The organism is Streptomyces sp. NPDC021093, from assembly GCF_044333135.1.
Lineage (GTDB): Bacteria > Actinomycetota > Actinomycetes > Streptomycetales > Streptomycetaceae > Streptomyces.
Genome location: NZ_JBIRQJ010000006.1, coordinates 444,116 through 468,032 on the forward strand (window position 1 = coordinate 444,116; position 23,917 = coordinate 468,032).

Genomic DNA, 23,917 nt, shown 5'->3' on the forward strand with positions numbered 1-23,917 from the left:
CTGTTCAGCCCGGGCCTCTTGTGGGGGGGGTCCCCCGCCCCCCGCCCCACCCCCCCCCCCCCCCCCCACAAACCCCGGCGGCCGGGGGGGGGGGGGGGGGGGGGCCCCCGGGGCCCCCCCCCCCCGCCCCGACGTGTCCCCGACGAAAGGCAGGGAAGACAAATTTCGACGACCACCCCACCGACCTCCGCGCCGGTCTCCGTACCGGCATCCCCCCTGGGATCCCCGGTCGGATCCCCCGCCCGCGCGCTGAACAACGTGCGCCCGATGACGGGTGACGAGTACCTGGACTCCCTGCGCGACGGCCGGGAGATCTACATCCAGGGCGAGCGCGTCACCGACGTCACCGAGCACCCCGCCTTCCGCAACAGCGCGCGCTCCATCGCCCAGCTCTACGACGCGCTGCACGCACCGGAGGCCCGGGGCACCCTCGCCGTGCCGACGGACACCGGCAACGGCGGCTTCACCCACCCGTTCTTCAAGACCGCCCGCAGCAAGCGGGACCTGTACACGGCGCGCGACGCGATCGTCTCGTGGCAGCGCCTCGTGTACGGCTGGATGGGCCGGACCCCCGACTACAAGGCGGCCTTCTTCGGCACGCTCGACGCGCACGCCGAGTTCTACGGCCCGTACGCCGACAACGCCCGCCAGTGGTACAAGAAGGCCCAGGAACAGGTCCTCTACTTCAACCACGCGATCGTCAACCCGCCCATCGACCGCGACCGCGCGGCCGACCGCGTCGAGGACGTGACCGTCCACGTGGAGCAGGAGACCGACGCGGGTCTGATCGTCAGCGGCGCCAAGGTGGTCGCGACGGGCTCGGCGCTCACCCACGCCAACCTGATCGCGCACATGGGCGCCCCGCTGCGCAAGAAGGAGTACGGCCTCACCTTCACGGTGCCGATGAACAGCCGCGGTCTGAAGCTGATCTGCCGCACCTCCTACGAGCAGCAGGCCGCCGTCCTGGGCACCCCGTTCGACCGGCCGCTGTCCAGCCGGCTGGACGAGAACGACGCGATCATCATTCTCGACAGGGTGCTCGTGCCGTGGGAGAACGTCTTCATGTACGACGCGATGGCGGCCAACTCCTTCGCGTCGAAGTCCGGCTTCCTGGAGCGCTTCACCTTCCACGGGTGCGCGCGCCTCGCCGTCAAGCTGGACTTCATCGCGGGCTGTCTCCTCAAGGCCGTCGAGGCGACCGGCACTTCGGGGTTCCGCGGGGTACAGGCGCAGGTCGGCGAGGTGCTCAACTGGCGGGACCTCTTCTGGGGCCTCTCCGACTCGATGGCCGCCTCGGCGACGGACTGGTCGAGCGGTTCCGTACAGCCCAATCTGCGGTACGGGCTGGCGTACCGGACGTTCATGGGCGTCGGCTACCCGCGCATCCGCGAGATCATCCAGCAGAGCGTGGGCAGCGGCCTCATCTATCTCAACTCGCACGCCAGAGACTGGAAGAACCCCGAGGTCCGTCCGTACCTGGACAAGTACCTGCGGGGTTCGCACGGCATCGAGGCCGTCGACCGGGTGCAGCTGCTCAAGCTGCTCTGGGACGCGGTCGGCAGCGAGTTCGGCGCCCGGCACGAGCTGTACGAGCGCAACTACGGCGGCGACCACGAGGGCATCCGCGTGCAGACCCTGATGGCCTACCAGGCCAACGGGCAGGCCAACGCGCTCAAGGGCTTCGCCGAGCAGTGCATGTCCGAGTACGACCTCGACGGGTGGACCCGTCCCGATCTCTTCCCGCGCAGGGGCTGAGAGAGGCGTGAGGGCCGGTGGAGACGGATCGTCTCCACCGGCCCTTCGGTGTTTCGGTTACGGGCGGTCTTCGGTTACGGGCGGTTTTCGGTTACGCGTGGTTCCGGCGTGCGCGGTAGGCCCGGCACTGCGCGTACGAGGGCAGGGACCCGTCCCGCTCCCGCTCGGCGAGCGTGGGGGCCGCAGCGTCCTTCGCCGACAGCAGGGGCGCCGCGTCCGTCTGCCAGTCGATGCCCAGGGCCGGATCCAGCGGGTGGATGCCGTGCTCCCGGCCCGGGGCGTACCCCTGTGAGCACAGGTAGACGACGGTCGCCTCCTCGGTCAGGGCGACGAAGCCGTGCCCCAGCCCCTCGGAGAGGAAGACGGCCCGGTGACTCGTGTCGTCCAGCCGCTTGCTCTCCCACCGGCCGAACGTCGGCGATCCCGTCCGTACGTCGACGACGACGTCCAGCACCGCGCCTCGCACGCACTTGATGTACTTGGCCTGGCCCGGCGGTACGTCGGCGAAGTGCACGCCGCGCAGCGCGCCGCGCCGCGACACGGAGAGGTTGGCCTGGGCGAGGTGCAGCTCCTGCCCGGTGGCTTCGCTGAACTCTCCGCTGCGGAACCACTCGTGGAAGTCGCCGCGCTCGTCAGGGAAGACCTTCGGCTCGTGGAGCCACGCGCCTTCTATCGACAGTGGTCGCATGGGGAGGGTGACTCCTCGCGGGTAGTGGGGACTCAGGTCATACGGAAACGTTCAGGCCCGGCAGTGCCGCGGCCAGCGCGGTGCGCCAGTCCCGGATCGGGTCGATGCCCGCGGCGCGCCAGCGGTCGTGGCCCAGGACGCTGTGGGCGGGCCGGTGCGCGACGGTCGGGTACGCGGCGCTGGTCGTGGGGCGCACCCGGTCCGGGTCGGCGCCGGCCAGCCGGAAGATCTCGCGGGCGAAGGCGCACCAGGTGGTGCGCCCGCCCGAGGTGCCGTGGTAGACACCGGCGGGGGCGGCTCCGACGAGTGCCGCACGGCCGAGCAGGACCAGCTGCCCGGCCAGGTCGGCAGCCCAAGTGGGCTGCCCCCACTGGTCGTTGACGACGTCCAGTGTCTCGCGCTCGCGCTCCAAACGGAGCATGGTGGCCACGAAGTTCTTGCCCCCCGCGCCGTAGAGCCACGCGGTGCGGACCACGTAGCCGGTGTCCGGCAGCGCGGCCCGTACCGCCAGTTCCCCGGCGAGCTTGGTGCGTCCGTACGCGCTCCTGGGGCCCGGCGGGGCGTCCTCGGCGTACGGCAGGGTGCCGTCGTCCCCGCCGAAGACGTAGTCGGTGGACATGTGGAGCAGCAGGGACCCCGCCGCCGCGCACGCCTCGGCGAGCAGTCCGGCCCCGGTGCCGTTGACCGCGAGGGCCTCCGGCTCCCGGGACTCGGCGTCGTCGACGGCCGTCCAGGCGGCGCAGTTGACGACGACGGCGGGGCGGTGCGCCATGACGTACGCGTGCACGGACGCCCGGTCGGTGAGGTCCAGTTCGGCCCGTCCTGCCGCCAGCGCGGGCACGCGGCTCGCGTCCAGTGCGGCGAGCACGGCGCGGCCGAGCATGCCGCGCGCGCCGGTGACCAGCCAACTGCCGCCCGCCACCGGCTGGTTCACAGGGCGGCCCGCTGCTTCAGCGGCTGCCACCAGTCGCGGTGGTCGCGGTACCAGCGCACGGTGTCGGCGATGCCCTCCTCGATGGACACGCGGGGCTCGTACCCGAGCTCGCGGCGGATCTTGGAGCAGTCCACCGAGTAGCGGCGGTCGTGGCCCTTGCGGTCGTCGACGTACAGGACGCTGGCGTCCCAGTCGGCGCCGCACTCCTTGAGGAGCATGCGGGTCAGCTCGTCGTTGCTGAGTTCGGTGCCGCCGCCGATGTTGTACGTCTCGCCCGCGCGGCCCTTGGTGCGCACCAGCTCGATGCCCTGGACGTGGTCGTCGATGTGCAGCCAGTCGCGGACGTTGCCGCCGTCGCCGTACAGCGGCACCTTCTGCCCGTCCAGCAGGTTGGTGACGAACAGCGGGATGAGCTTCTCCGGGAAGTGGTGGTGCCCGTAGTTGTTGGAGCAGCGGGTCAGCCGTACGTCCAGGCCGTGCGTGTGGTGGTACGAGAGCGCCACCAGGTCGCCGGAGGCCTTGGAGGACGAGTAGGGGGAGCTGGGCCGCAGCGGGTGCTCCTCGGGCCAGGAGCCGGAGTCGATGGATCCGTACACCTCGTCGGTGGAGATCTGCACGAAGGTCCTGATGCCCGCGCGGTGTGCGGCGTCGACGAGGGTGTGGGTGCCGACGACGTTGGTGCGGATGAACTCCGCTCCCCCGTCGATCGAGCGGTCGACGTGGGACTCGGCGGCGAAGTGCACCACCTCGTCGTGCTCCCGGACGAGCCGGGTGACGGTGTCCCGGTCGCAGATGTCGCCCTCGACGAAGGCGAAGCCGGGGTGGGCGCGGACCTCGTCCAGGTTGGCCGGGTTGCCCGCGTAGGTGAGGCTGTCGAGCACCGTCACGGACACGTCGCCCGGGCCTTCGGGGCCGAGCAGGGTGCGCACGTAGTGGGAACCGATGAAGCCGGCGCCGCCGGTCACGAGTATGCGAGTGGTCATGCGTCGTTCTACCTGCCTTGTGAGTCACGGAAAGGGTGCGGCCGGGGAAGGGGTCGGCGGAGGTCCTGCTCAGTGGCGTACGGCCGCGGTGCCCAGTGGCGTACGGCCTCGGTGGCGTACGGCGAGTGCGGCGAGCAGCAGGCCGTCCTGAGCGTGCCAGCGCCCGACGAGCACCTGGGGCACCTCGCAGCCGTCGGGTGCGGCCCTGAGCAGGCGGGCGGTGAAGACGGGGGGCGAGCGCTGGATGAGCACCGACGCCTCGTGGAAGCCGAGCCAGTGGCCGGTCAGCGGTGACCACGCCTTGTAGACGGCCTCCTTGACGCAGAACAGCAGCCGGTCCCAGCTGACGGACCCGTCCCAGGAGCGCAGTGCCTCCTGGTGCCGGAGCTCCTCGGGCAGCGCGATCCGCTCCAGCATGCCGTCGGGCAGCGGGACATGGGGTTCGGCGTCGATGCCCAGGGAGCGGACGTCGGCGGCGTGCGCCACGGCTGCGCCCCGGTAGCCGCGGCAGTGCGTCAGGCTGCCGACCACGCCCGCCGGCCACAGCGGTGCGCCCGTGTCCCCCGGCAGCAGCGGGAACGGGGGCAGGCCGAGGCTCCGGCCCGCCCGGCGGGCGCAGTGGCGCACGGTGGTGAACTCGGCCCGGCGCTGTGCGCGGAACGTACCGGCGAGGCCGTGCTCCTCGGGGTGCAGCCGTGCCCGGGGCAGGTCGGCGTACGACTCCGCGACGGCGACGTGGGCCGGCAGGACGCGGGAGAGCACGGGTCAGGCCCGGCCGGGGGCGAGTGCTTCGACGAGCCGGACGGGGTCGCCGCCCGCGACGGGAAGCAGCGCGATCAGCGGGGTGTCGAGCCCGGCCGCGTGGTACGAGGCGAGGCGGGCGCGGCACTCCTCGGGGGAGCCGTGCACGATGAGTTCGTCGACGACCGCGTCCGGGACGGCCTGCCCGGTCCGCCACCAGTGTTCGCCCGCCTCGCGCGAGCGGTGCATGGCGGCGAGCGCCTCCGACCTGCCGAGCCAGTCCTGGAACTTCCGGTAGGCGGGCACGTGCAGATAGGTGCCGATCAGCAGCCGGCCCACGGCGCGGGCCTCGGCGGCGTCCTCGGTGGGGCAGACGAAGACCGGGGCGACGAGTTCGGGTTCCGTACCGATCACGGACCTGATCCTGGGGACGTCGCCGGGCGCCACCCAGTTGGTGATCGCCCCGTCCGCCTCGGTGGCGGCGAGCCGCAGCATTCCCGGCCGCAGTGCGGCGAGCAGCACCGGCGGCGGCACGGCAGGGGGGCGGTCGAGCTTGAACCCCTCCACCGAGAACGTGGGGTAGTCCTCGGTCACCGCCTTGCCGGTGAAGGCGGCCCGCAGGAAGCGCAGGGTGTCGCGCGTCCTGCCGAACGGCTCGCGGTGCTCGCCCGCGTTCCACTTCTCCACGATGTTCGGGGAGGAGGCGCCGATGCCGAGGACGAACCGGCCGGGGGCGCTGTCGGCGACCGTCGCCGCGGTCATCGCCAGGAGTCCGGGACCACGGGTGAACACCGGGACGATGGCGGTGCCGAGCCGCAGCCCGTCCGACCACTGCGAGGCCAGCACCAGCGGGGTGAACGCGTCGGTGCCCGCGGTCTCGGTGGTCCAGACGTCGGTGTAGCCCAGGTCGGGCAGCCTGCGTACGAGCGAGCGGTGTTCCAGCAGCGGTACGCCGGGCAGCGGGAGGACGATCCCCCAGCGGTTCATCACGTGGTCTCCGGACTCTCTCTGGCGCTCAGGAGCCGGCGCTCAGGAGCCGTCGGCGAGCAGGGTGTCGGCGTGGGCGCGCAGCAGCTCGGCGGCGCGGCGCACCTCGATCGCCATGGGCCGGTCGGCCTCCAGTGCCGGGGAGATCTCGGCGAGTTCGGCCCACACCCCGGTGGCCTGGTCGGCGCGTCCGGTGATGGCGGCGAGCTGGGCGGTGGCGAGCGCGAGGGAACCCACGGTCAGCCAGGCCAGGTCCAGGGCGTCGCCGACGCCGTTGGCGCTGTTGAGGGCCATCGGCACGTGGTCCTGGTTCCAGCCGTTGGTCGGCAGCATCGTCAGGGACGCCGGGGTGACGAGCTGGCGGATGCGGGAGATGAAGGAGGTGGCGCTGATCTGCACACCGGCGAGACCGGCGCCGCGGCCGGCCCGCGGGGTGAGCATGATCGGCAGGTCGCCGTTGGTGGTGGGGTTGAGTACGAGGCCGAGCTGGCGCTCCGCCAGGAAGGCGGCGCTGTGCAGGGCGAGGCCGGTCTGCTCGGAGGCGAAGCCGACGGGCATGGCGTGGAAGTTGCCGCCGTGCAGCACCTTGCCCTCGTAGGTCAGCGGGTTGTCGGTGCAGCCCTCCGCCTCGCGGACCAGGACGTCGCCCGCCATGTCGAGCTGGTCGAGCACGGCGCCGAGCACCTGGGGGGCGCAGCGCAGGCTGTACGGCTCCTGGAGCGGGCGGCGCTCGTCGCGGGTGTGTCCTGCCGGGATCTCGTCGCGCAGCCAGCCGGCCACCTTGATCTGGCCGATCTGGCCGCGGGCCTGGCCGACGCCGTCCTCGAAGTGGTCCGGGTTGCCGCCGAGCAGGTGGGTGAGCCGGGCGGTGAGGGTGGCGACCGCGCGCACCAGGCGGACGGCGGAGCGCTGGTTGAGGAGTGAGACGGCGAGGCAGACGCCGGTGCCGTTGACGAAGGCGAGGGCCTCGCGGACCGGCCACTCCAGGGGCTCGGAGCCCAGGCTCGCCAGCACCTCGCGGGCCGGGGCGAGGGACCACTGGCCGCCCTCGCCGCGTACCCAGGCCTCGCCGTGGCCGGCGAACGCGAGGGCCGCGTGCGCCAGCGGCTGGAGGTCGCCGCTCGCGCTGACCGTGCCGTCGCGGGGGATCGCCGGGGTGAAGCCCGCGTTCCACAGGTCGGCCAGCTTCTGCCAGAACTCGGGCGAGACCGCCGAGAAGCCCTTGCGCATGCTGTTGAGCCGCAGCCAGACGACCAGGCGGCCGGCCTCGGGGTCGAGCGGCTTGCCCTGGGCCGTACCGAGGTGGGATATGAGCGAATTGCCCTGCTCGTCCTCGGAGTCCGCCTCGTAGGTGACCAGCGGGCCGAAGCCGAGGGTCAGGCCGTAGACGGGCCGACCGCTCGCCAGGTGGCTGTCGATCGTGTCCGCGCTGGTCTGCATCCGGGCGATGTCGGCGTCGTCGAGGGGGCCGATCTTCTCCGGCAGCGGCTCGTTGATCAGTGTCACGATTCTCTCCTGGGCTGTGTGGCTGTCTGTGGGGCGGGGGACGGTGTGGCGGGGGCCGGCTGGTGGTGCAGGAGCTTGCCGGTCGCGGACCGGTGGATGCGGGGCACCCTGTGCACCTTCCGGGGGCGCACGCCCAGCAGGGCGGGCACCTCGGACAGGTCGGTGCCGGGTGCGGGGACGACGTGGAGGTCGATCTGCTCGCCGGTCATCGCGTCGCCGACCGCGACGAGCGCGAGGTCCTCGCAGTCGACCGCGGCACGCAGTACGTGTTCTCTCTCGTCGAGGTTGATGCGGCGCCCGTTCACCTTGACCAGCCGGCCGACCCGGCCGACGAGACGGAAGGTGCGGGCGTCCACGGGCTCCACTAGGTCGCCGGTGCGCCAGTCGGCGGGACGCGGCCGTCCCGTCTCGTGGCCGAGGCGGGGGCTGCGGATCACCAGCTCCGCCGCGGACCCGCCGGCTTCGGCGGGGTGCGGGTCCGTACGGAAGGAGACGTCGGGGAAGAGGGTCCAGGCGGGCGGCTCGCCGCCGCTCCAGCGGCGGGTGGCGATGCCGCCCGTCTCCGTGGAGCCGAGCAGTTCGACGAGGGTCACCCGGCCGGGACCGGCCTGTTCCAGCAGGGTGTGGGCGTCGCCCGGCAGCATGGCGCTGCTGTAGAGGACGGTGAGGTGGTCCAGGGAGGTGACCCAGTCGATGTTCCGCAGCAGCAGCGAGAAGATCCACGGGGTGGCCACCACCACGGTGTGGCCGTGGCCGGTGTCCGGCATCGCTCCCGCATAGCTCTTGCGGTACCAGACGGGCACCCCGAGCACGGCGGGCATGAGGTAGCTCGCCAGCGCGCCGTAGACGTGCAGCGGCGGCGCGAAGGCGACCACCGCACCCGGCGGACCGTGCTCGCCCGCTGAGACGAACCCCGCGAGCATCCCGGCCTCCGACCAGGCGTCCTCGCGGGTGCGCTGCCAGCTGCGGCTGGGTCCTGTGCTGCCCGAGGTGCGGAACTCCACCTCGGACGGCAGTGCGGCCAGCACCCCGGAGGCGCCGGGCGCGTCCGGTGCGTCCCACCGCACGTGCCATGCCGTGTCGTTGATCTCGGGTGCGGCATGACCCGGACCGAGCAGTTCCGTCGGCGTCAGCTCCTGGAAACCCATACGTACTCCGTACTCCCTGTGAGGTCAGGCGAAGGTCTGCGAGACCTGCATGAGGTACTGGCCGTACTCGGAATTCCGCATGCGGGTGCCGAGTTCGTAGCAGTGGTCCGCGTCGATGTATCCCATGCGCAGCGCGATTTCTTCGACGCAGGCCACCCGGACGCCCTGGCGCTTCTCGATGACGTGCACATATTGGCTGGCGTCGAGGAGCGATTCATGGGTTCCGGCGTCGAGCCAGGTGTGGCCGCGTCCCAGCCGGATGAGCCGGGCCCTGCCGTTCTTCAGATAGACCTGGTTGACGTCCGTGATCTCCAACTCGCCGCGGTCCGACGGGGTCAGGTCGCGGGCGATCTCCACCACGTCGGACTCGTAGAAGTAAAGTCCCGTGATCGCGTTGTCGGAACGCGGGTTGAGCGGCTTCTCCTCCAGGGAGACCAGATTTCCCTGGGCGTCGGTCTCGCCGATTCCGTACCGCTCGGGGTCGGACACCGGATAGCCGAAGAGCGTGCACCCGTCGAGCTCGTCGCGGGCCGTGCGCAGGATCTTCGGGAAGCCGGCGCCGTGGAAGACGTTGTCGCCGAGGATCAGCGCCACCTGGCTGTCACCGATGTGGTCCGCCCCGATGACGAACGCCTCGGCTATGCCGCGCGGTTCGTCCTGCACGGCGTACGTGATCTCAAGGCCCAGGTGCGACCCGTCCTTGAGGAGGGCGCGCAGCGCCACGATGCTCTCGGGCGTCGAGATCACCAGGATCTCCCGGATCCCGGCCAGCATCAGCACCGAGAGCGGGTGATAGATCATCGGTTTGTCGTAGACCGCGAGCAATTGCTTCGAAGTCGTCAGGGTGGACGGGTACATGCGGGTACCCCTGCCACCGGCAAGAACAATTCCCTTCACGTTCTCCCCGTTCGTTCGTCATTGGAGCGGCATTCAGCGAGTGTGGCAGCCCCGTCAGTGACCGCGGAAGGTATTTCCCCGAGTCCTGTGTCCCGCTGGCGGGACAGGAATCCGAGGGGCGGGAGATTCTGCGGATTGACGTGGATTGACCGTGAAACAGGGGCTCGCTAGCGTCGAAAGAGGCCAAGTCCCCCTGCGCGCACGCGGAATTGACAAACTCATTCCCCCTTTATCGGGTTCCCGGCTATCACGGATAGGCATGTGAACATGACGGACACCACTTCCTCCCCACCGCTCGCCGGAACGGCGCTCGCCGAATCGACCGTGTCGCTCACCGGCGCACAGCACGACCGGGTACGGGCCGTGGCGGACGAGCTCGCGGGCGCCGCGGGCGGTCTCGTCGACGGCCCCGGCTGGCTGGCCGCGGCACGCGCCGCCTCCCAGCGGCTGCCCCGCGAACTCCGGCACGAGCTGCGGGAGTTCCGGCACGACGCGGGCCCCGACGGGCTGCTGCTGATCCGCAACCTGCCCGTCGAGGACGACCTGCCCGGCACGCCCGTACGTCCGGGATCCGTGCGGCGGACGGCGACGGTCGCCAGTGCGGTGATCACCGCCGTGATGCTTCAGCTCGGCGAGGTGATCGCCTTCCGGAGCGAGAAGACCGGCGCCCTGGTCCAGGACGTCGTACCGGTGCCGGGGCACGAGAAGCAGCAGAGCAACGCGGGCTCTGTCGCCCTGCACATGCACACCGAGAACGCCTTCCACCCCAACCGCCCGCACTACGTGGGGCTGATGTGCGTCCGGGCCGACCCGACGGGCGACGCACGGCTGTGCACCTCGTCGGTGCGGCGGGCGCTGCCGCTGCTGACTCCCGAGGCCCGCACGGCGCTCTCCGAGGAGCGCTTCATGACGGAGCCGCCGCCGTCGTTCGGCGGCCTCGGCGCAGTCACCCCGGTCCACCCGGTGCTGCGCGGCGACCCGGCGGACCCCGATGTGACCGTCGACTTCTCCGCCACGCACCCGCTGGACGACGGGGCCCGCCGGGCCATGGAGGAGCTGCGCGAGATATTCGAGCAGCTCGCCCACCCGCACGACCTGCGCGTCGGTGACCTGGCCGTGGTCGACAACAGGCTGACCGTGCACGGCAGGACGTCGTTCACGCCGCGCTTCGACGGCACCGACCGCTGGCTGCACCGGGTGTACGCCGCCCTGGACCGCCGGCGGACCCGCCCGGACTCGGAGGACGGCGGGGCCGTACTGCGCTGACCGGGCGACCGGCGACCGCAGGAATCGGGCGACCGGAAACGGCGGGCGGCCCGTGGGAGACCAACTCCCCACGGGCCGCCCGCCGTTGTGTCAGGCGAGTCCGCCCCGGCACCACTCCAGTACCGCCATCGCGCTGTGCATCTTGTTCTCGGCCTGCGTGAACGCGATGCTCCGCGGCCCGTCCAGCACCTCGGCGGTCACCTCGTCGCCCCGGTGGGCGGGCAGGTCGTGCAGGAACACCGCGTCCGGGCTGGTCTCCCACAGCCGGGCCCCGACCTGGAACGGGGCGAACCGCTCCCGCCAGTCGGCGTCCGCCTTCGCCGTGCCGGTGGTCTGCCAGCGCGTCGTGTAGATGGCGTCCACGTCGCGCGGCAGGTCGTCCAGGTCGTGCGACTCGCGGACCCGGGCCCCGCAGTTCGCCGCGTGCTTCGACGCCGACTCCAGTACGCCGGCCGGCAGTCCGTACCCGCGCGGGGTGCGCAGCTCCAGCTCCACACCGGGGTAGCGGCTCAGCGCCAGGGCGAGGGCGACGGCCGTGTTGTTGCCCTCGCCCAGGTACAGGACGCGCAGCCCCTTCACCCGCCCGAACTGCCCGAGCAGTGTGACCAGGTCGGCGATGGCCTGGGTGGGGTGCTCCTCGGCACTCATCGCGTTGATCACCGACATCCGGTCCTGGCGCGCCCAGGCCCGCATCTCCGCCTGGGGTCCCGCCGTCCTGGCGACCAGCACGTCGAGCATCGACGAGAACACCCGGCCGGTGTCCTCGCTGGTCTCCCCGGTGTTGGTCTGGAGGTCGCCGGGGCCGTACGCCACGATCGAGGCGCCGAGCCGCTGCGCGCCGGCCGAGAACGCCGTACGGGTACGGGTGGACGTCTTGGCGAAGTAGACGCCCGCCACAGAGCCCTCCAGCGGGCGTCCGGCCCCGGCCGTGCCGGCGGCGAACTCGGCGCCGCGGGCTGCGACCGCGTGCAGTTCCTCGTCGGTGAGGTCGTCCAGGGAGATGAAGTGGCGGACGGACGACCGGCCCGTGGAGGCCCGGTTTCCGGCAGATTCCGACATGGTGATCAGCCTTCCTTCGCGGTGTCGTGGGCCGCGGCGAGCGCGGCCACCGTGGAGTGCCGCAGGATCGTGCTCAGGTCCAGCGCGAGACCCGCCGACCGGGAGGCGGCCAGCACCGACAGCGAGAGCAGCGAGTCGCCGCCCAGGTCGCGGAACCGGTCGTGGACGCCCACCCGCGGCAGGCCGAGCGCCTGCTGCCACACCTCGGCGAGGCGGCGCTCGGTCGTGGTGCGCGGTGCGGTGTACGCGGGGCAGGTGACCCCTGCGGGGCGCTCGGCGCCGTCCGCGGCCATCGCCCGGCGGTCGTACTTGCCGTTCCCGGTCAGCGGCAGCGCCGTGACGACCCGGTAGGTGGCGGGGACCAGCGGTTCGGGCAGCACCTCGCGCAGTGCCCTGCGCAGCGACGTGCCCGTCACGCCCACGGCCCCCTCGGCCGGCACCACCCACACCGCGGTCGTGCTGCCGCCCACGTCGCGGGGGACGGCGACGACCAGCGCCTCGCGCACCCTGGGGTCGGCCAGCAGCGCGGCCTCGATCTCGGCGGGCTCGACCCGGTGGCCGCGCACCTTGAGCTGCCGGTCGGCGCGCCCCGCGAACTCCAGCTCGCCGCCGGGCAGTACCCGGGCCAGGTCGCCGGTGCGGTAGAGCCGGGAGCCCGGCGGGCCGTACGGGTCGGGCAGGAACCGTTCCGCGGTGTGCCCCGGCCGCCCGGCGTAGCCGCGGGCGAGCCCGGGGCCGCCGATGTGGACCTCGCCGACGGCCCCGTCGGGGACCGGCGCCAGGTGCTCGTCCAGGACCCGCAGCGTCGTGCCGGGCAGCGCCTGCCCCATCGGCACCAGGTCGCGCACGGCCAGTCCTTCGGTGCGGTAGGCGGAGGCCGCCACCGTCGCCTCGGTGGGCCCGTACTCGGCCACCAGCCGCAGTGTCTGCCCGGCGGCCGCCACCCGTACCGCGACCCGCTCGGCCTGCGCCGAGGGCAGCGCCTCGCCGGCGCTGACCAACAGCGGTGCCAGCGCGGTGAGTTCCTTGTCGTCGAGCTGTTCCTCCAGCAGTGCCAGGTGGCCCGGCGTCAGTCCGACGAAGGCGTACGGCGCCCCGGCGGAGAGCAGTTCGCCGAAGTCGGCCGGCTCCCAGCGCTGCGGCAGCAGATGCACGGTCCGCCCGGTCAGCAGCGGTCCGAAGAGGGCGGGGACGCCCAGGTCGGCGCCGACCGAGGTGAAGAACGGCGCGCCCCCGGACGGCTCCGTGAAGTAGTGGCGCACCGCCCAGTCCAGGTAGTGGCCGAGCGCCCGGTGGCTGACCGCGACGCCCTTGGGCCGCCCGGTGGACCCGGAGGTGTGCAGTACGTAGGCGAGCCGGTCCTGGTCGTCGAACCGCTCCGGCGGCGTGCCGGGCAGCGCCCGCTGCGCCTCGACCTCCCCGGGGGCGTCCACGACGAGCACCTCGAAGGGGGCGACGCGTCGCCGGTACCCGGTGCCGGTGACGACGGCCCGGCAGTCCGCCCCGCCCAGCCGGGCGTGCAGCTGCGCGTCGGGCGTGTCCGGGTCGACGGGGACGTAGGCGGCGCCGGACTTCCAGACGGCGAGCAGCGCGACGACGAGGGCGGGGCCGCGGTCGAGCAGGACACCGACGCGGGTCTCGGGTCCCGCGCCCCGCGACTGGAGGCGCCGGGCGAGCCGGTTGGCGCGGGCGTCGAGCTCGGCGTAGGTGAGCCGGGCCGCGCCCATGACGACGGCGCTCGCCCCGGGGGTCCTGCGGACCTGCTCCTCGAAGGCCGCGAGGGTGTCGAGCGGTCGCGGCTCACCGGGGTGCGCGAGCACGTCGATGCCGCGTTCGCCGGCCTCCGGGTAGCCGAGGGTGGCGTCCCCCTCGGGGCCGCCGGCCGCCATGTCGGCGAGCACCGCGCGGTAGAGGCGGGCCAGGCGCTCCGCCCGCTCCCGGTCCAGGACGCGGGTGCGGGAGGCGATGCTGAGCAGTCCCGTGGTGGGCGTGCCGACGACGAGGGGGAATTCGTTGGGGCTGACGTCGCGGGAGGCGGCGCTGTCCACGAGGCCCGCGTCGACCTGGTAGAAGTCCAGGTAGTGGAAGAGCACGTCCACCAGGTGGTGTTCGCCGCCCTCCTGGCGCATCGCGGGCATCGGGAAGCGGCGGTGCGGCCACAGGCCGACCTCGGTGTCGAAGACCTGGCGGGCCAGGTCGCCCCAGGTGCGGGCGGTCCGCTCGTAGGGGAAGGGCACCGAGTTGAGGTACATCCCGGAGACCCGGTCGGCGCCCGTCACCTCGGGGCGGGCGTCGATGACCATGCCGCCGCGGAAGGTGCGCTGCCGGGTGAGCAGGCTGAGCACCTTGCTGTGGGCGGCGTGCAGCACGCTCTTGTACGGGACCTCGGTGCGGGTGGCGAGGTCGCGCAGTCCCGGCTCCAGGTCGTGCAGGGGGATGTCGATGCGGTAGCGGCCGCCGTCCGGCTCCGCCTGTTCCTCCTGCTCCTCCCGCGCGCCCGCCCAGCCGGGCGGCACCCGGAACTTCTCGTGGGAGTCGATGAGGGTGCGCCAGTAGGTCCGGTCCTCGGTGGAGCCCAGGGAGCGGAGTTCGGCGGCGATGAAGTCGGCGTAGCGCAGGGCGGGCCTGGGCGGTGCGGGCTCGGGTTCGAGTCCGTCCCTGATCCGCCGGTAGGCGTTCAGCATCTCCATGAGCTGGTTGTGGTAGCTCCAGCCCTCGATGGCGGGGTGGCCCTCGGTGATGGACAGCCACCAGCCGTCGTCGTCCAGTACGTGGGTGGCCATCCGCATCAGCGGTGCGCGGCCCGCGTCGAGCAGCCGCATCCGGTCGCGGTCGGCGAACTCGGTGAGCGGGAGCCAGCGTTCGCCCTCCGGGAGGTGGCGCAGGTCGTCGTGGAGGCAGGGGATGGAGGCCGCCGCGTGGACGATCTGGAGCGGCTGGGAGTAGCCGGTGAACACGAAGGAGGTGCGCATCACCTCGTGCCGTGCGACCACCAGGTCGGCGGCCCGCTGGAAGGCGTCCTGGTCGAAGGGCCGGTCGTCGCGGATCCGGAAGGAGGTGATGTTGTGGTAGCGGTGCTCGGCGTCGGAGTACATCTCGACGAACATGCCCGCCTGGGTCCGCGAGAGCGGATAGGCGTCGACGGCGTCCGCCGGGAGCGCGGCGCGGTCCCGCGGGGAGACGAGTGCGAACGGCTCGACGGGGACGAACCGTTCGCGCTCGCCGCCGCCCCCGCCCTCGCTCAGCACCCGGCACAGGCCCGCCACGGTGCGGTGCTCGAAGATGTCGCGCACCGCGACGGGCAGGCCCTCCTCGCGGAGCGCACCGGCGAGCGCGACGGCGCGCATGGAGTCGCCGCCCAGGTCGAAGAAGTTGTCGTGCACCCCGACCCGGTCCAGGCCCAGCACCCCGCACCAGACGGCGGCCATCGCCCGCTCCTCGTCGGTGCGCGGTGCGATGTGCTCGCCGACGGCGGCGGCATCCCGTCCGGGCACCGGCAGCGCCGCCCGGTCGAGCTTGCCGTTCGCGGTGAGCGGCAGGGCGTCGAGGGTGACGAAGGCGGAGGGGATCATGTAGTCGGGCAGTACGGTCTCCAGGCGCTCGCGGAGCAGTTCGGGCGCGAGCGGGTCGGTGTTCCCTTCCCCGTCCGTCTCCTCCGCCCCCTGTTCCGGCACCAGGTAGGCGACCAGCCGCCGGTCGCCCCGCGAGTCCTCCCGTACGAGCGCCACCGCCTCGCCGACGCCCGGCAGCGCGATGAGCGCGGTCTCGATCTCGCCCGGCTCGATGCGGTAGCCGCGCAGCTTGACCTGGTGGTCGGCGCGCGAGACGAAGTCCAGGTTCCCGTCCGGCAGTACGCGGGCCAGGTCGCCGGTGCGGTAGAGCCGCTCCCCCGGCCTGCCGTACGGGTCGGGCAGGAAGCGCTCGGCGGTCTGCGCGGGGCGCCGCGCGTAGCCGCGGGCGAGTCCGATGCCGCTGACGCAGACCTCGCCGATGCCGCCGACGGGCACCGGCCGCAGGCCCTCGTCGAGGACGCGCATGGTGGTGTGCGGGATGGCGCGGCCGATGGAGACCAGTTCGGCGTCCTGGGGTCCTTCGAGGAAGTAGGCGGAGTTGCCGACGGTGATCTCGGTGGGCCCGTACTCGGCGGCCAGCCGGGTGCCGCCGGGGCCCGCCTTGCGCAGCCAGCGGTTGGCGAGCCGTCCGGTGAAGGAGTCGCCCGCGGCGATCACGACTCCGGCGAGGGAGGCGGCCTCCTCGTCGGTCAACTGCTGGGTGAGCAGGTCGAGATGGCCGGGGGTGAGCTTCACGAAGGCGTACGGGGCGCGCAGCGCGAGCAGCCGGCCGAGCTCGGTGACGTCGGCGTCCTGGCTGAGCAGATGGACCGGCTGGCCGGTCATCAGCGGGGTGTAGAGGTCGGGTACGCCGAGGTCGAAGGCGAGCGAGGAGAAGAACGGGGCGCCGCCCGTCCCCGCGCTCGCGTAGGCGTCGACGGTCCAGCCGAGGTAGTTGGCCAGTCCCCGGTGCGGGACCAGCACGCCCTTGGGGCGGCCGGTGGAGCCCGAGGTGTAGATGACGTACGCGAGGTGGTCGAGGTCGTGTCCGCCGGGCGGCGGCGCGAGCGGGGTGCTCGGGCAGCGGGTCAGGGCGGCCCGGTCGGCGAGGTCGTCGACGACGACGAGCCGCACGCCGAGGCCCGCGAGACGGTCCGCGTAGCGCCGTTCGGTGACGACGAGCTCGGCCCCGGTGTCGGCGACCATGTAGGCGAGGCGGTCGTCGGGGTAGCCCGGGTCGAGCGGTACGTACGCGCCGCCGGTGCGCCAGATGCCCAGAAGAGTGGAGACCACCTCGGGGCCGATGTCGAGCAGTACGGCGACGCAGCGCTCGGGTCCGGCGCCGAGCCCCCGCAGCAGGTGTCCCATCCGGTCGGCGTACGCGTCGAGTTCGCGGTACGTGACCTCGCGGTCGCCGTGGCGGACGGCCACCGCGTCGGGGGTCGTGGCGGCCTGGCAGCCGATGGTCTCGTGCACGGGGCGCAGCGCGTCGGCGTCGAGCGGGGTGCGGGTGCCGACCGGGTCGGGGCGGCCGGCCAGCAGCAGGGCGCGTTCGTCGGCGTCGAAGATGTCGAGGCCCGCGACGGGCGATCCGGGGTCGGCGGACGCGGCGTCGAGCAGGCGCACGTACTGCCCGGTGAGGCGCTTGGCGGTGGCGGGGTCGAAGAGCGCGGTCGCGTATTCGAGGGTGCCGTGCAGGGAGCCGTCGGGGCGCTCCTCCAGGTGGACGGTGAGGTCGAAGCGCGCGACGCCCTGCGGCACGTCGACCGCGCTCACCTCGACGCCCGGCAGCCGCAGCGGCTCGGCGGCGCCGGCCGCCGCCTCGGCCAGGTCGAACATCACCTGGTAGACGGGGGTGGTGGACAGGTCGCGCTCCAGCTCCAGGGACTCGGCGAGCCGGTCGAAGGGGGCCGACGCGTGGTCGAGGGAGGCGAGCACGGTGTCGCGGTTGGCCGCGAGCAGCTGCCCGAAGGAGGGGTCGCCGTCCCAGCGGGCCCGCATCACCAGGGTGTTGAAGGCGTAGCCCGCCATGGTGGCCAGCTCGCCCCGGGTACGGGCGGAGACGGCGGTGCCCACGGCGATGTCGCGCCCGCCGGTGTGCCGGGCGAGCAGCGCCTGGAACGCGGTGAGCGTGACCATGAACAGCGAGGCCCCGTGCTCGTCGGCCAGGGCGCGCAGCCGCAGGGCCACCCGCGGGGGCACGGTGAACGTCCCGGTGTCGCCCGCCCACGACCTGACGGCGCCGCGGGGGCGGTCGGTGGGCAGGTCGAGCGGGGTGATCCCGGCGAGCTGGCGCAGCCACCACTCGGAGTCCTCGCGCACCTCGGGGCCGTCCTGGCGGGCGTTGAGCCAGGCCGCGTAGTCCGCGAACTGCACGGGTTCGGCGGCCAGTCGCGGCGCGCGCCCCTGCACGCGTGCCGCGTACAGCTCCGACAGTTCGGCGAGCAGCAGGAGCCGGGTCGCGGCGTCGCACACGATGTGGTGCACCACGACGACCAGCAGGTGGTCGTCGTCGGCGAACCGGGTCAGGTGGATCCGCAGCGGCGGCTCCTGCGCCAGGTCGATCGGACGCAGCGCGGCCTCCTTCAGACAGCGCTCGGCCGCCGCCTCGCGCTCCTGGCCGCCGAGCCCGCCGCGGTCGGCCAGGACGAGGTCGGCGGGGCCCGGCGGGTCGATGAGCTGGCGGGGCTCGGCGCCCTCCAGTACGTACCGGGTGCGCAGGATCTCGTGCCGCGCGGCCAGCGCGTCGAACGCGTCGCGGAGCGCCTGCTCGTCCAGCGGCCCCCGCAGCCGGTGGGCCATCGGCAGCAGGTACTCGGGGGCCTCCGGCGCGAGCTGGTGCAGGAACCAGAACTGCCGCTGCCCGGACGACAGCGCGAGCGGCCCGCCACGGCGCACCCGGGGTATCCCCTTGGTCTGCCGGGCCGCCCCCGACCGCGCTCCGGAGAGCCGGCGCCGCAGCAGCTCCGCACGGAGCGCCGCCGCGCCGGGCGCACCGGATGCACCGGACGCGGCGGAGGCACCGGACGCACCGGGTACGCCGGACGCGGCGGGTACGCCGGACGCGCCGGGTACGCCGGACGCGCCGGGTGCACCGGACGCCTCGGGTGCACCGGACGCCTCGGGTGCGCCGGGTGCGGATGCGGGCACGGCTGCGTCGAAGGCGCCCCCCTGCGGTCTGGTCACGAGTGGAACTCCCTGTGTGCGTCTGCCAGTTCTTCGTCGGTGAGCGAGGCGATCTGCGCGAGCACGGCCTCTTCGACGGCGCGGGCGAAACCCGCGACGGTGGGCTGGTCGAACAGTGTCCGGGCGCCCAGCCGGATGTCGTACTCCTCCCGGACCCGGGCGATGACGCGCGCCGCCCCCAGTGAGTCGCCGCCGATCCGGAAGAACCCCGTCCGGGCGCTGATGCGCTGCGGCGCGCCGCCGGGTCCCGCGAGTACGTCGGCCCAGATGCGGGCGATGTTCTCCTCCAGCTGCCCCTCGGGCGCCACGTAGGACTCGTCGTCGCCCCCGGTGGCGCGGCCGGGGTCGGGGAGCGCCGCGACGTCGACCTTGCGGTGCCGGGTGAGCGGCAGCTTCTCGATGGGGACCAGGTAGGTGGGCAGCATGTGCTCGGGGAGCGACCGGGCGCAGTGGTCCAACAGATCGCCCAGGTAGGGCAGTTGCTGTCCGGCGGCGGGCACGCAGTAGGCGACGAGCCGGGCCTCTTCGCCCCGGCCGCGCGCGACGACCACCGCCTCGCCGACGGCGGGGTGTGCGGCGAGCACCGCCTGCACCTCGCCGGTCTCCACCCGCCTGCCCCGGATCTTGACCTGCCCGTCGGCACGGCCCACGAAGTGCAGCGTGCCGTCGCCCGTCATCCTGGCCAGGTCGCCGGTCCTGAACAGCCGGGACCCCGCCGGGCCGTACGGGTCGGGCACCAGGCGTCCGGCGGTCTGCCCGGGGCTGCCCGCGTATCCGCGGAACAGGCCGCTGCCGCCGATGCACAGCTCGCCCACGGTGCCCAGCGGCACCGGCCGCAGGTGCGGGTCCAGGACGTGGGTGGTGACGTGCGGGTAGGGGCGGCCGACGGCGACGGACTCCGCCGTGGTGTCCGCCTCCCAGCGGGTGGCCGCGATGGTGGTCTCGGTGAGCCCGTACTCGTTGACGAACCGCTTCAGCCGGCCCGCCAGGTCGCGGGCGAGTGCGGGCGGGCAGGGTTCGCCGCCGGTCTGGCCGACGAGCGGCCGCGTCCCGAGCCCGGCGTCGACGAGCATCCGCCACTGCGGGTAGCCGACCTGGAGGTGGGTGACGGCGTACCGGTCGATCAGGTCGAGCAGGGCGGGCGCGTCGGTGGTCTCCTCGTCCCCGGCCAGGACGATCCGGCCGCCCACGAGCAGCGGCATGACCAGTTCGGTGAAGGCGATGTCGAAGGTGACGGGCGCGGTGGCGAGCCATGCGTCGTCGCCGCCCTCGCCGAACCGCAGGTGTGCGCCGCCGGCCCGCAGCGCCCTGACCAGCGTCCGGTGCTCGACCGCCGCGCCCTTGGGGCGGCCGGTGGTCCCGGAGGTGTAGATCAGGTACGCGAGCCGGGCGGGGTCGCGGTCGGCGCCGGTGGCGGAGGTGAGGGCTGCGGCGCGCGGCGCTTCGGCCCGTACCGCGTCGGCGCGCGGCCCGTCGCTCCGTATCGCGTCCGTGATCACGAACTCGCCCCGGTGGAAGGGTTCCAGGCGCTTGGCGCCCAGCTCGTCGGTGAGGACGGCGGTGACGCGTGCGTCGGACATGATGTGCGCGATGCGCTCGTCCGGCGAGCCCCCGTCGAGCGGCACGCACGCGGCGCCCGAGCGCCACACGCCGAACAGCGCGGCGACGAGGTCGGCCGAGCGCGGCAGCAGGACGGCGACGGTCCGCTCGGGGCCCGCGCCGGCCGCCGTCAGCCCGTCGGCGAAGGCCGCGGCCCGCGCGTCCAGGCCCGCGTACGTCCACTCCTGGCCGCCGCAGGTCAGGGCGACGGCGTCGGGTGTGCGGCGCACCTGCTCCGCGAAGGCGGAGTAGGCGCACTCGTCGGCGGAGCCGTCCGCCCCGTCGGGCGTGCCGAGGGCGACGATCCTGGCCTGCTCGTCGGCGGGGAGCAGTTCGAGGGTGGCGAGGGCGGCCGTGGGGTCCTCGGTGAAGGACTTGAGGAGGTGGGCCCAGCAGGTCAGGAACCCCTGGACGGTCGCCTCGTCGAACAGCGCTGACGCGTAGTGCGCACTGGCGTGCAGCGAGCCGTCGGCCTGGTGCTGCACCACGAGCGACAGGTCGGTGCGCGCCGAGCGCCAGCCGTCCTTGAGCGCGCCGAGCGCGGCCGCGGGGACGGCCGTCGCGGTGCGTCCCTCCTCGTGGAAGTCGAACACCACCTGGTAGAGGGGGGTGCGGGAGAGGTCGCGCGCGGGCTCCAGCTCCTGCACCAGCCGGTCGAAGGGCAGTTCCTGGTGCGCGAAGGCGTCGAGGACGGTGTCGCGCACCGAGTCCAGTGCGTCGAGGACCGTGCCGTCGGCGTCCGTGCGGCAGCGCACGACGAGGGTGTTGAGGAAGAAGCCGACGGTCTGGGCGACTTCGGGCCTGTGCCGTCCGGCGGTCGGCATGCCGACGGTGAAGTCGCCCCGCCCGGTCAGCCGGGCGACGGTGACGGAGAACGCCGTGAGCAGCGTCTGGTGGAGCGTGGCGCCGCGCGAGCGGCCGAGGGCGGTGAGGGACTCGGTGAGCGCGGCGGGCACGGCCTGGGTGACCAGGCCGCCGATGCCGTCCCGTTCGGCGGGCCGGGGCCGGTCGGCGGGCAGTTCCAGCGGGGTGATGCCGTCGAGTACGGACCGCCAGTGCGCGAGTTCGCCCTCGGCGCCCGCCGGGTCGGTGCGCTGCTGCCAGGCGGCGTGGTCGGCGAACTGCACGGGTACGGGCGGCAGTTCGGCCTCCTCGCCGGTGTGCAGCGCGCCGCCGATGACGTACAGGTCGCGCTCCAGGAGGACGGACGACCAGCCGTCGGATGCGATGTGGTGGATCGTCAGCAGCAGCAGGTGGTCGGCGTCCGGTTCGCCCGCCGATGCGCCGCCGGGGACCAGCACGGCACGCCAGACGGGACCCCGTTCCAGGTCGAAGCCGACTGCCAGCTCCTGCCTGGTCAGCGCGTTCAGCCCCGCCGCGTCGGCGACGTCCGCCACTCTCAGCGGCACGGGTCCGCCGCTCTCCTGGGCGAGCTGCACCGGCCCTTCGGCGGCCAGTTCGTAGCGCGTGCGCAGGATCTCGTGCCGGTCGGCGAGCCGCCCCAGCGCCTCCCTTACGGTCTGCTCGCTCCATGCGGCGGGCAGCCGCACCCACTGCGGGGACACCCACTCGGGGCTGCCGGGCCGCATCTGTTCCATGAGCCACAGCCCCTGCTGTCCGTACGACAGGGGGAGCCCCGCGGCCTCCCTCGGTACGGGGACCACCGGGTCCTGCGCGGCCACGGGCACGGCCTCCCGGCCGCCCGCCCGCGCGGCGGCGACCAGGGCCGCCTGGGCCTGGACGGTCGCCGCGGTGAACAGGTCGCGCGGCCCCACCCGCGCCCCCAGCTCGTGCAGCCGGGCGGCGAGCTGGGCCAGCAGCAGGGACGAGCCGCCCCGTGCGAAGAAGTCGTCGTGCGCGCCGAGCGTGGAGAGCGGCAGGGCCAGCAGGTCGGCCCAGACCCCGGCCACGGCCTGCTCGTCCGCGCCGGACAGGGCCACGTCGCCGCCCGCCGCGTCGGCACCCGTGCCGGGCGCGGGGAGCGCCGCACGGTCGGTCTTGCCGCTGGGGGTACGGGGGAACGCCGCGAGCGGCACGAACACGGCGGGCACCAGCGTCCGGGGCAGCAACTCGCTCAGGAACGCGCGCAGTTCGGCCGCGGCCGGGGCGGTGCCGCGCACCTGGACCCAGGCCGCGAGGCGCTGCCCGCCGGCCGCGTCGGGGACCGCGCCCGCGACGGCGTCGTCCACCCGGGGGTGCGTGCGCAGCGCGGCCTCGACCTCGTCGGGTTCGATCCTTACGCCGTTGACCTTGAGCTGCTGGTCGAGGCGGCCCAGGTACTCCAGTACGCCGTCGGCGGTGAGCCGCACCCGGTCGCCGGTGCGGTAGGCCCGCGACCCGGGCGGCCCGGCCGGATCCGGAACGAAGCGCTCCGCGGTGGCGCGGGGGCGGCCCAGGTACCCCTGTGCGACACCGGCGCCCGCCGCGTACAACTCGCCCTCGCCGCCCGGCGGTACGGCCTCGCCGCGCGCGTCGAGCACCAGGCAGCGCAGGCCGCCGATGGGGGTGCCGATGGGCACGGGGCCCCGGGTCTGCGCCGGGTCGAAGCGGTGCTCGGTGATGTCCACGGAGCATTCGGTGGGCCCGTAGGTGTTCCAGATCTCCACCTGCCCTGCGAGCGCGAGGAGTCGGTGGCACAGCTCGGCGTGCAGCGGCTCGCCCGCGCTGAACAGCAGCCGCAGCGCGCCGCAGCGGTCCCAGCCGGGGGCGGCGGCCAGTGCGCGCAGCACCGAGGGGACGGCCTGGAGGACGGTGATCCGCTGTGCGGCGACCGTCTCAAGGAGCACCGCGGGGTCGCGCTCGGCGCCCTCCGGTGCGAGCACGACGGTGCCGCCGCTCAGCAGCGGTGCGAAGAGTTCGAGCCCTGCGGCGTCGAAGCCGATCGTGGTCTTCTGGAGCACCCGGTCGCCGGGGCCCAGAGCGTGCCGCTCGGCCAGCCACCGCACCCGGTTGGCGATGCCCGCGTGCGTGATCACCACGCCCTTGGGGCGTCCGGTGGATCCCGAGGTGTGCAGGACGTACGCGGCGTCGTCGGCGCGCAGGGGCTCGCCCGGGTCCGCTCCGGCCTCGAAGTCCGCCGCCCCCTCGTCCACCACCAGCGTGCGTACGCCCGTGAGTTCGGGCAGCGCCGCGCGCGTGGCACGTGCGGTGACCACCGCGGTGACGCCGGTGTCGTCGAGGATCCAGGAGAGCCGCCGCGCCGGGTGCTCCGGGTCCAGCGGCACGTAGGCCGCGCCCGTCCGCCACACCGCCAGGAGTACGGCGACCAGGTCGGTGGAGCGGCGCAGGCACACCCCGACCCGTCGGCCGGGTCCCGCGCCGAGCGCGCGCAGCCGGTGCGCCAACTCCTCGGCGCGGTACTCCAGTTGTGCGTAGGTCAGGCGAGCTCCGGAGCCGCCCGCGTCCTCGACCGCGACCGCCTCGGGCGTGCGCAGGGCCTGTTCGGCGATCAGCTCGGACAGCGGAGCGGACGGCGTCCAGATATCCACGAAACCTCTCTTCAACAAGCCAACAAGGCGACGGGGCAACACACCGCGCGGGAAATTCAAGAATTCTTGGGGGGCCGCACGGCATTCACTGCACAAGACATGCGGAGGTGAATTCAGACCGTAACCACG

The 23,917-nt window shown here is 73.5% G+C and carries 13 protein-coding genes; 2 read left to right on the plus strand and 11 right to left on the minus strand.

Going from position 1 to position 23,917, the window contains the following annotated elements; genetic code table 11:
• Positions 1-267 precede the first annotated feature (267 nt).
• Positions 268-1,755 carry a 4-hydroxyphenylacetate 3-hydroxylase N-terminal domain-containing protein gene (locus tag ACH4SP_RS20960; protein WP_398416999.1) on the plus strand — a complete coding sequence of 496 codons (1,488 nt, stop codon included), beginning with the start codon at positions 268-270 and terminating at the stop codon, positions 1,753-1,755.
• A gap of 91 nt (positions 1,756-1,846) precedes the next feature.
• Here ACH4SP_RS20960 and rfbC read toward each other — a convergent pair whose 3' ends face one another.
• The 8 genes from rfbC to rfbA all read right to left on the minus strand — a co-directional run bounded on the left by rfbC (position 1,847) and on the right by rfbA (position 9,639).
• Positions 1,847-2,443, minus strand: a complete 597-nt coding sequence (gene rfbC / locus ACH4SP_RS20965) for a dTDP-4-dehydrorhamnose 3,5-epimerase (RefSeq protein WP_398417000.1) — start codon at positions 2,441-2,443, stop codon at positions 1,847-1,849.
• A 37-nt stretch (positions 2,444-2,480) separates the two neighbouring features.
• Entirely contained in the window at positions 2,481-3,377 is an 897-nt protein-coding gene (gene rfbD, locus ACH4SP_RS20970; RefSeq protein ID WP_398417001.1) for a dTDP-4-dehydrorhamnose reductase, read from the minus strand.
• Complete coding sequence (rfbB, locus tag ACH4SP_RS20975) at positions 3,374-4,360, minus strand: dTDP-glucose 4,6-dehydratase (RefSeq protein ID WP_398417002.1); 987 nt, start codon at positions 4,358-4,360, stop codon at positions 3,374-3,376. Before rfbB ends, rfbD begins: the two co-directional genes overlap by 4 nt.
• A gap of 69 nt (positions 4,361-4,429) precedes the next feature.
• On the minus strand, positions 4,430-5,122 hold the full coding sequence (locus tag ACH4SP_RS20980) for a 4'-phosphopantetheinyl transferase (RefSeq protein ID WP_398417003.1): 693 nt from the start codon (positions 5,120-5,122) through the stop codon (positions 4,430-4,432).
• A 3-nt stretch (positions 5,123-5,125) separates the two neighbouring features.
• Positions 5,126-6,088, minus strand: a complete 963-nt coding sequence (locus tag ACH4SP_RS20985) for an LLM class F420-dependent oxidoreductase (RefSeq protein ID WP_398417004.1) — start codon at positions 6,086-6,088, stop codon at positions 5,126-5,128.
• 42 nt (positions 6,089-6,130) lie between these two features.
• On the minus strand, positions 6,131-7,594 hold the full coding sequence (locus tag ACH4SP_RS20990; RefSeq protein WP_398417005.1) for an aromatic amino acid lyase: 1,464 nt from the start codon (positions 7,592-7,594) through the stop codon (positions 6,131-6,133).
• Positions 7,591-8,742 (minus strand): AMP-binding protein, encoded by a 1,152-nt coding sequence (locus tag ACH4SP_RS20995; protein ID WP_398417006.1) that lies wholly within the window; start codon positions 8,740-8,742, stop codon positions 7,591-7,593. Before ACH4SP_RS20995 ends, ACH4SP_RS20990 begins: the two co-directional genes overlap by 4 nt.
• Before the next feature lie 24 nt (positions 8,743-8,766).
• Positions 8,767-9,639 (minus strand): glucose-1-phosphate thymidylyltransferase RfbA, encoded by an 873-nt coding sequence (gene rfbA / locus ACH4SP_RS21000; protein ID WP_398417007.1) that lies wholly within the window; start codon positions 9,637-9,639, stop codon positions 8,767-8,769.
• 267 nt (positions 9,640-9,906) lie between these two features.
• On the opposite strand from rfbA, the gene ACH4SP_RS21005 reads away from it, so the two are divergent.
• A complete protein-coding gene (locus ACH4SP_RS21005) occupies positions 9,907-10,905 on the plus strand; it encodes a TauD/TfdA family dioxygenase (RefSeq protein ID WP_398417008.1) in 999 nt (332 codons plus the stop codon).
• A gap of 90 nt (positions 10,906-10,995) precedes the next feature.
• Here the strand turns inward: ACH4SP_RS21005 and ACH4SP_RS21010 are convergent, their stop codons facing one another.
• From ACH4SP_RS21010 to ACH4SP_RS21020, 3 genes are read right to left on the minus strand one after another with little or no spacing between them, the layout of a single operon-like run.
• Complete coding sequence (locus ACH4SP_RS21010) at positions 10,996-11,964, minus strand: ornithine carbamoyltransferase (RefSeq protein ID WP_398417009.1); 969 nt, start codon at positions 11,962-11,964, stop codon at positions 10,996-10,998.
• 5 nt (positions 11,965-11,969) lie between these two features.
• Positions 11,970-18,701, minus strand: coding sequence for an amino acid adenylation domain-containing protein (locus ACH4SP_RS21015; RefSeq protein WP_398417010.1), 6,732 nt, complete (start codon positions 18,699-18,701; stop codon positions 11,970-11,972).
• Complete coding sequence (locus tag ACH4SP_RS21020; protein WP_398417011.1) at positions 18,698-23,788, minus strand: amino acid adenylation domain-containing protein; 5,091 nt, start codon at positions 23,786-23,788, stop codon at positions 18,698-18,700. The genes ACH4SP_RS21015 and ACH4SP_RS21020 overlap by 4 nt, the downstream gene beginning before the upstream one ends.
• Positions 23,789-23,917 lie beyond the last annotated feature (129 nt).

Excerpts from the sequence above, each read along its gene's own strand:
- ACH4SP_RS20985 (WP_398417004.1), bottom strand. The coding sequence starts at position 6,088 with ATGAACCGCTGGGGGATCGTCCTCCCGCTGCCCGGCGTACCGCTGCTG.
- ACH4SP_RS20960 (WP_398416999.1), top strand. The coding sequence starts at position 268 with ATGACGGGTGACGAGTACCTGGACTCCCTGCGCGACGGCCGGGAGATC.
- rfbB (WP_398417002.1), bottom strand. The coding sequence starts at position 4,360 with ATGACCACTCGCATACTCGTGACCGGCGGCGCCGGCTTCATCGGTTCC.
- ACH4SP_RS21010 (WP_398417009.1), bottom strand. The coding sequence starts at position 11,964 with ATGTCGGAATCTGCCGGAAACCGGGCCTCCACGGGCCGGTCGTCCGTC.
- rfbC (WP_398417000.1), bottom strand. The coding sequence starts at position 2,443 with ATGCGACCACTGTCGATAGAAGGCGCGTGGCTCCACGAGCCGAAGGTC.
- ACH4SP_RS21005 (WP_398417008.1), top strand. The coding sequence starts at position 9,907 with ATGACGGACACCACTTCCTCCCCACCGCTCGCCGGAACGGCGCTCGCC.
- ACH4SP_RS20995 (WP_398417006.1), bottom strand. The coding sequence starts at position 8,742 with ATGGGTTTCCAGGAGCTGACGCCGACGGAACTGCTCGGTCCGGGTCAT.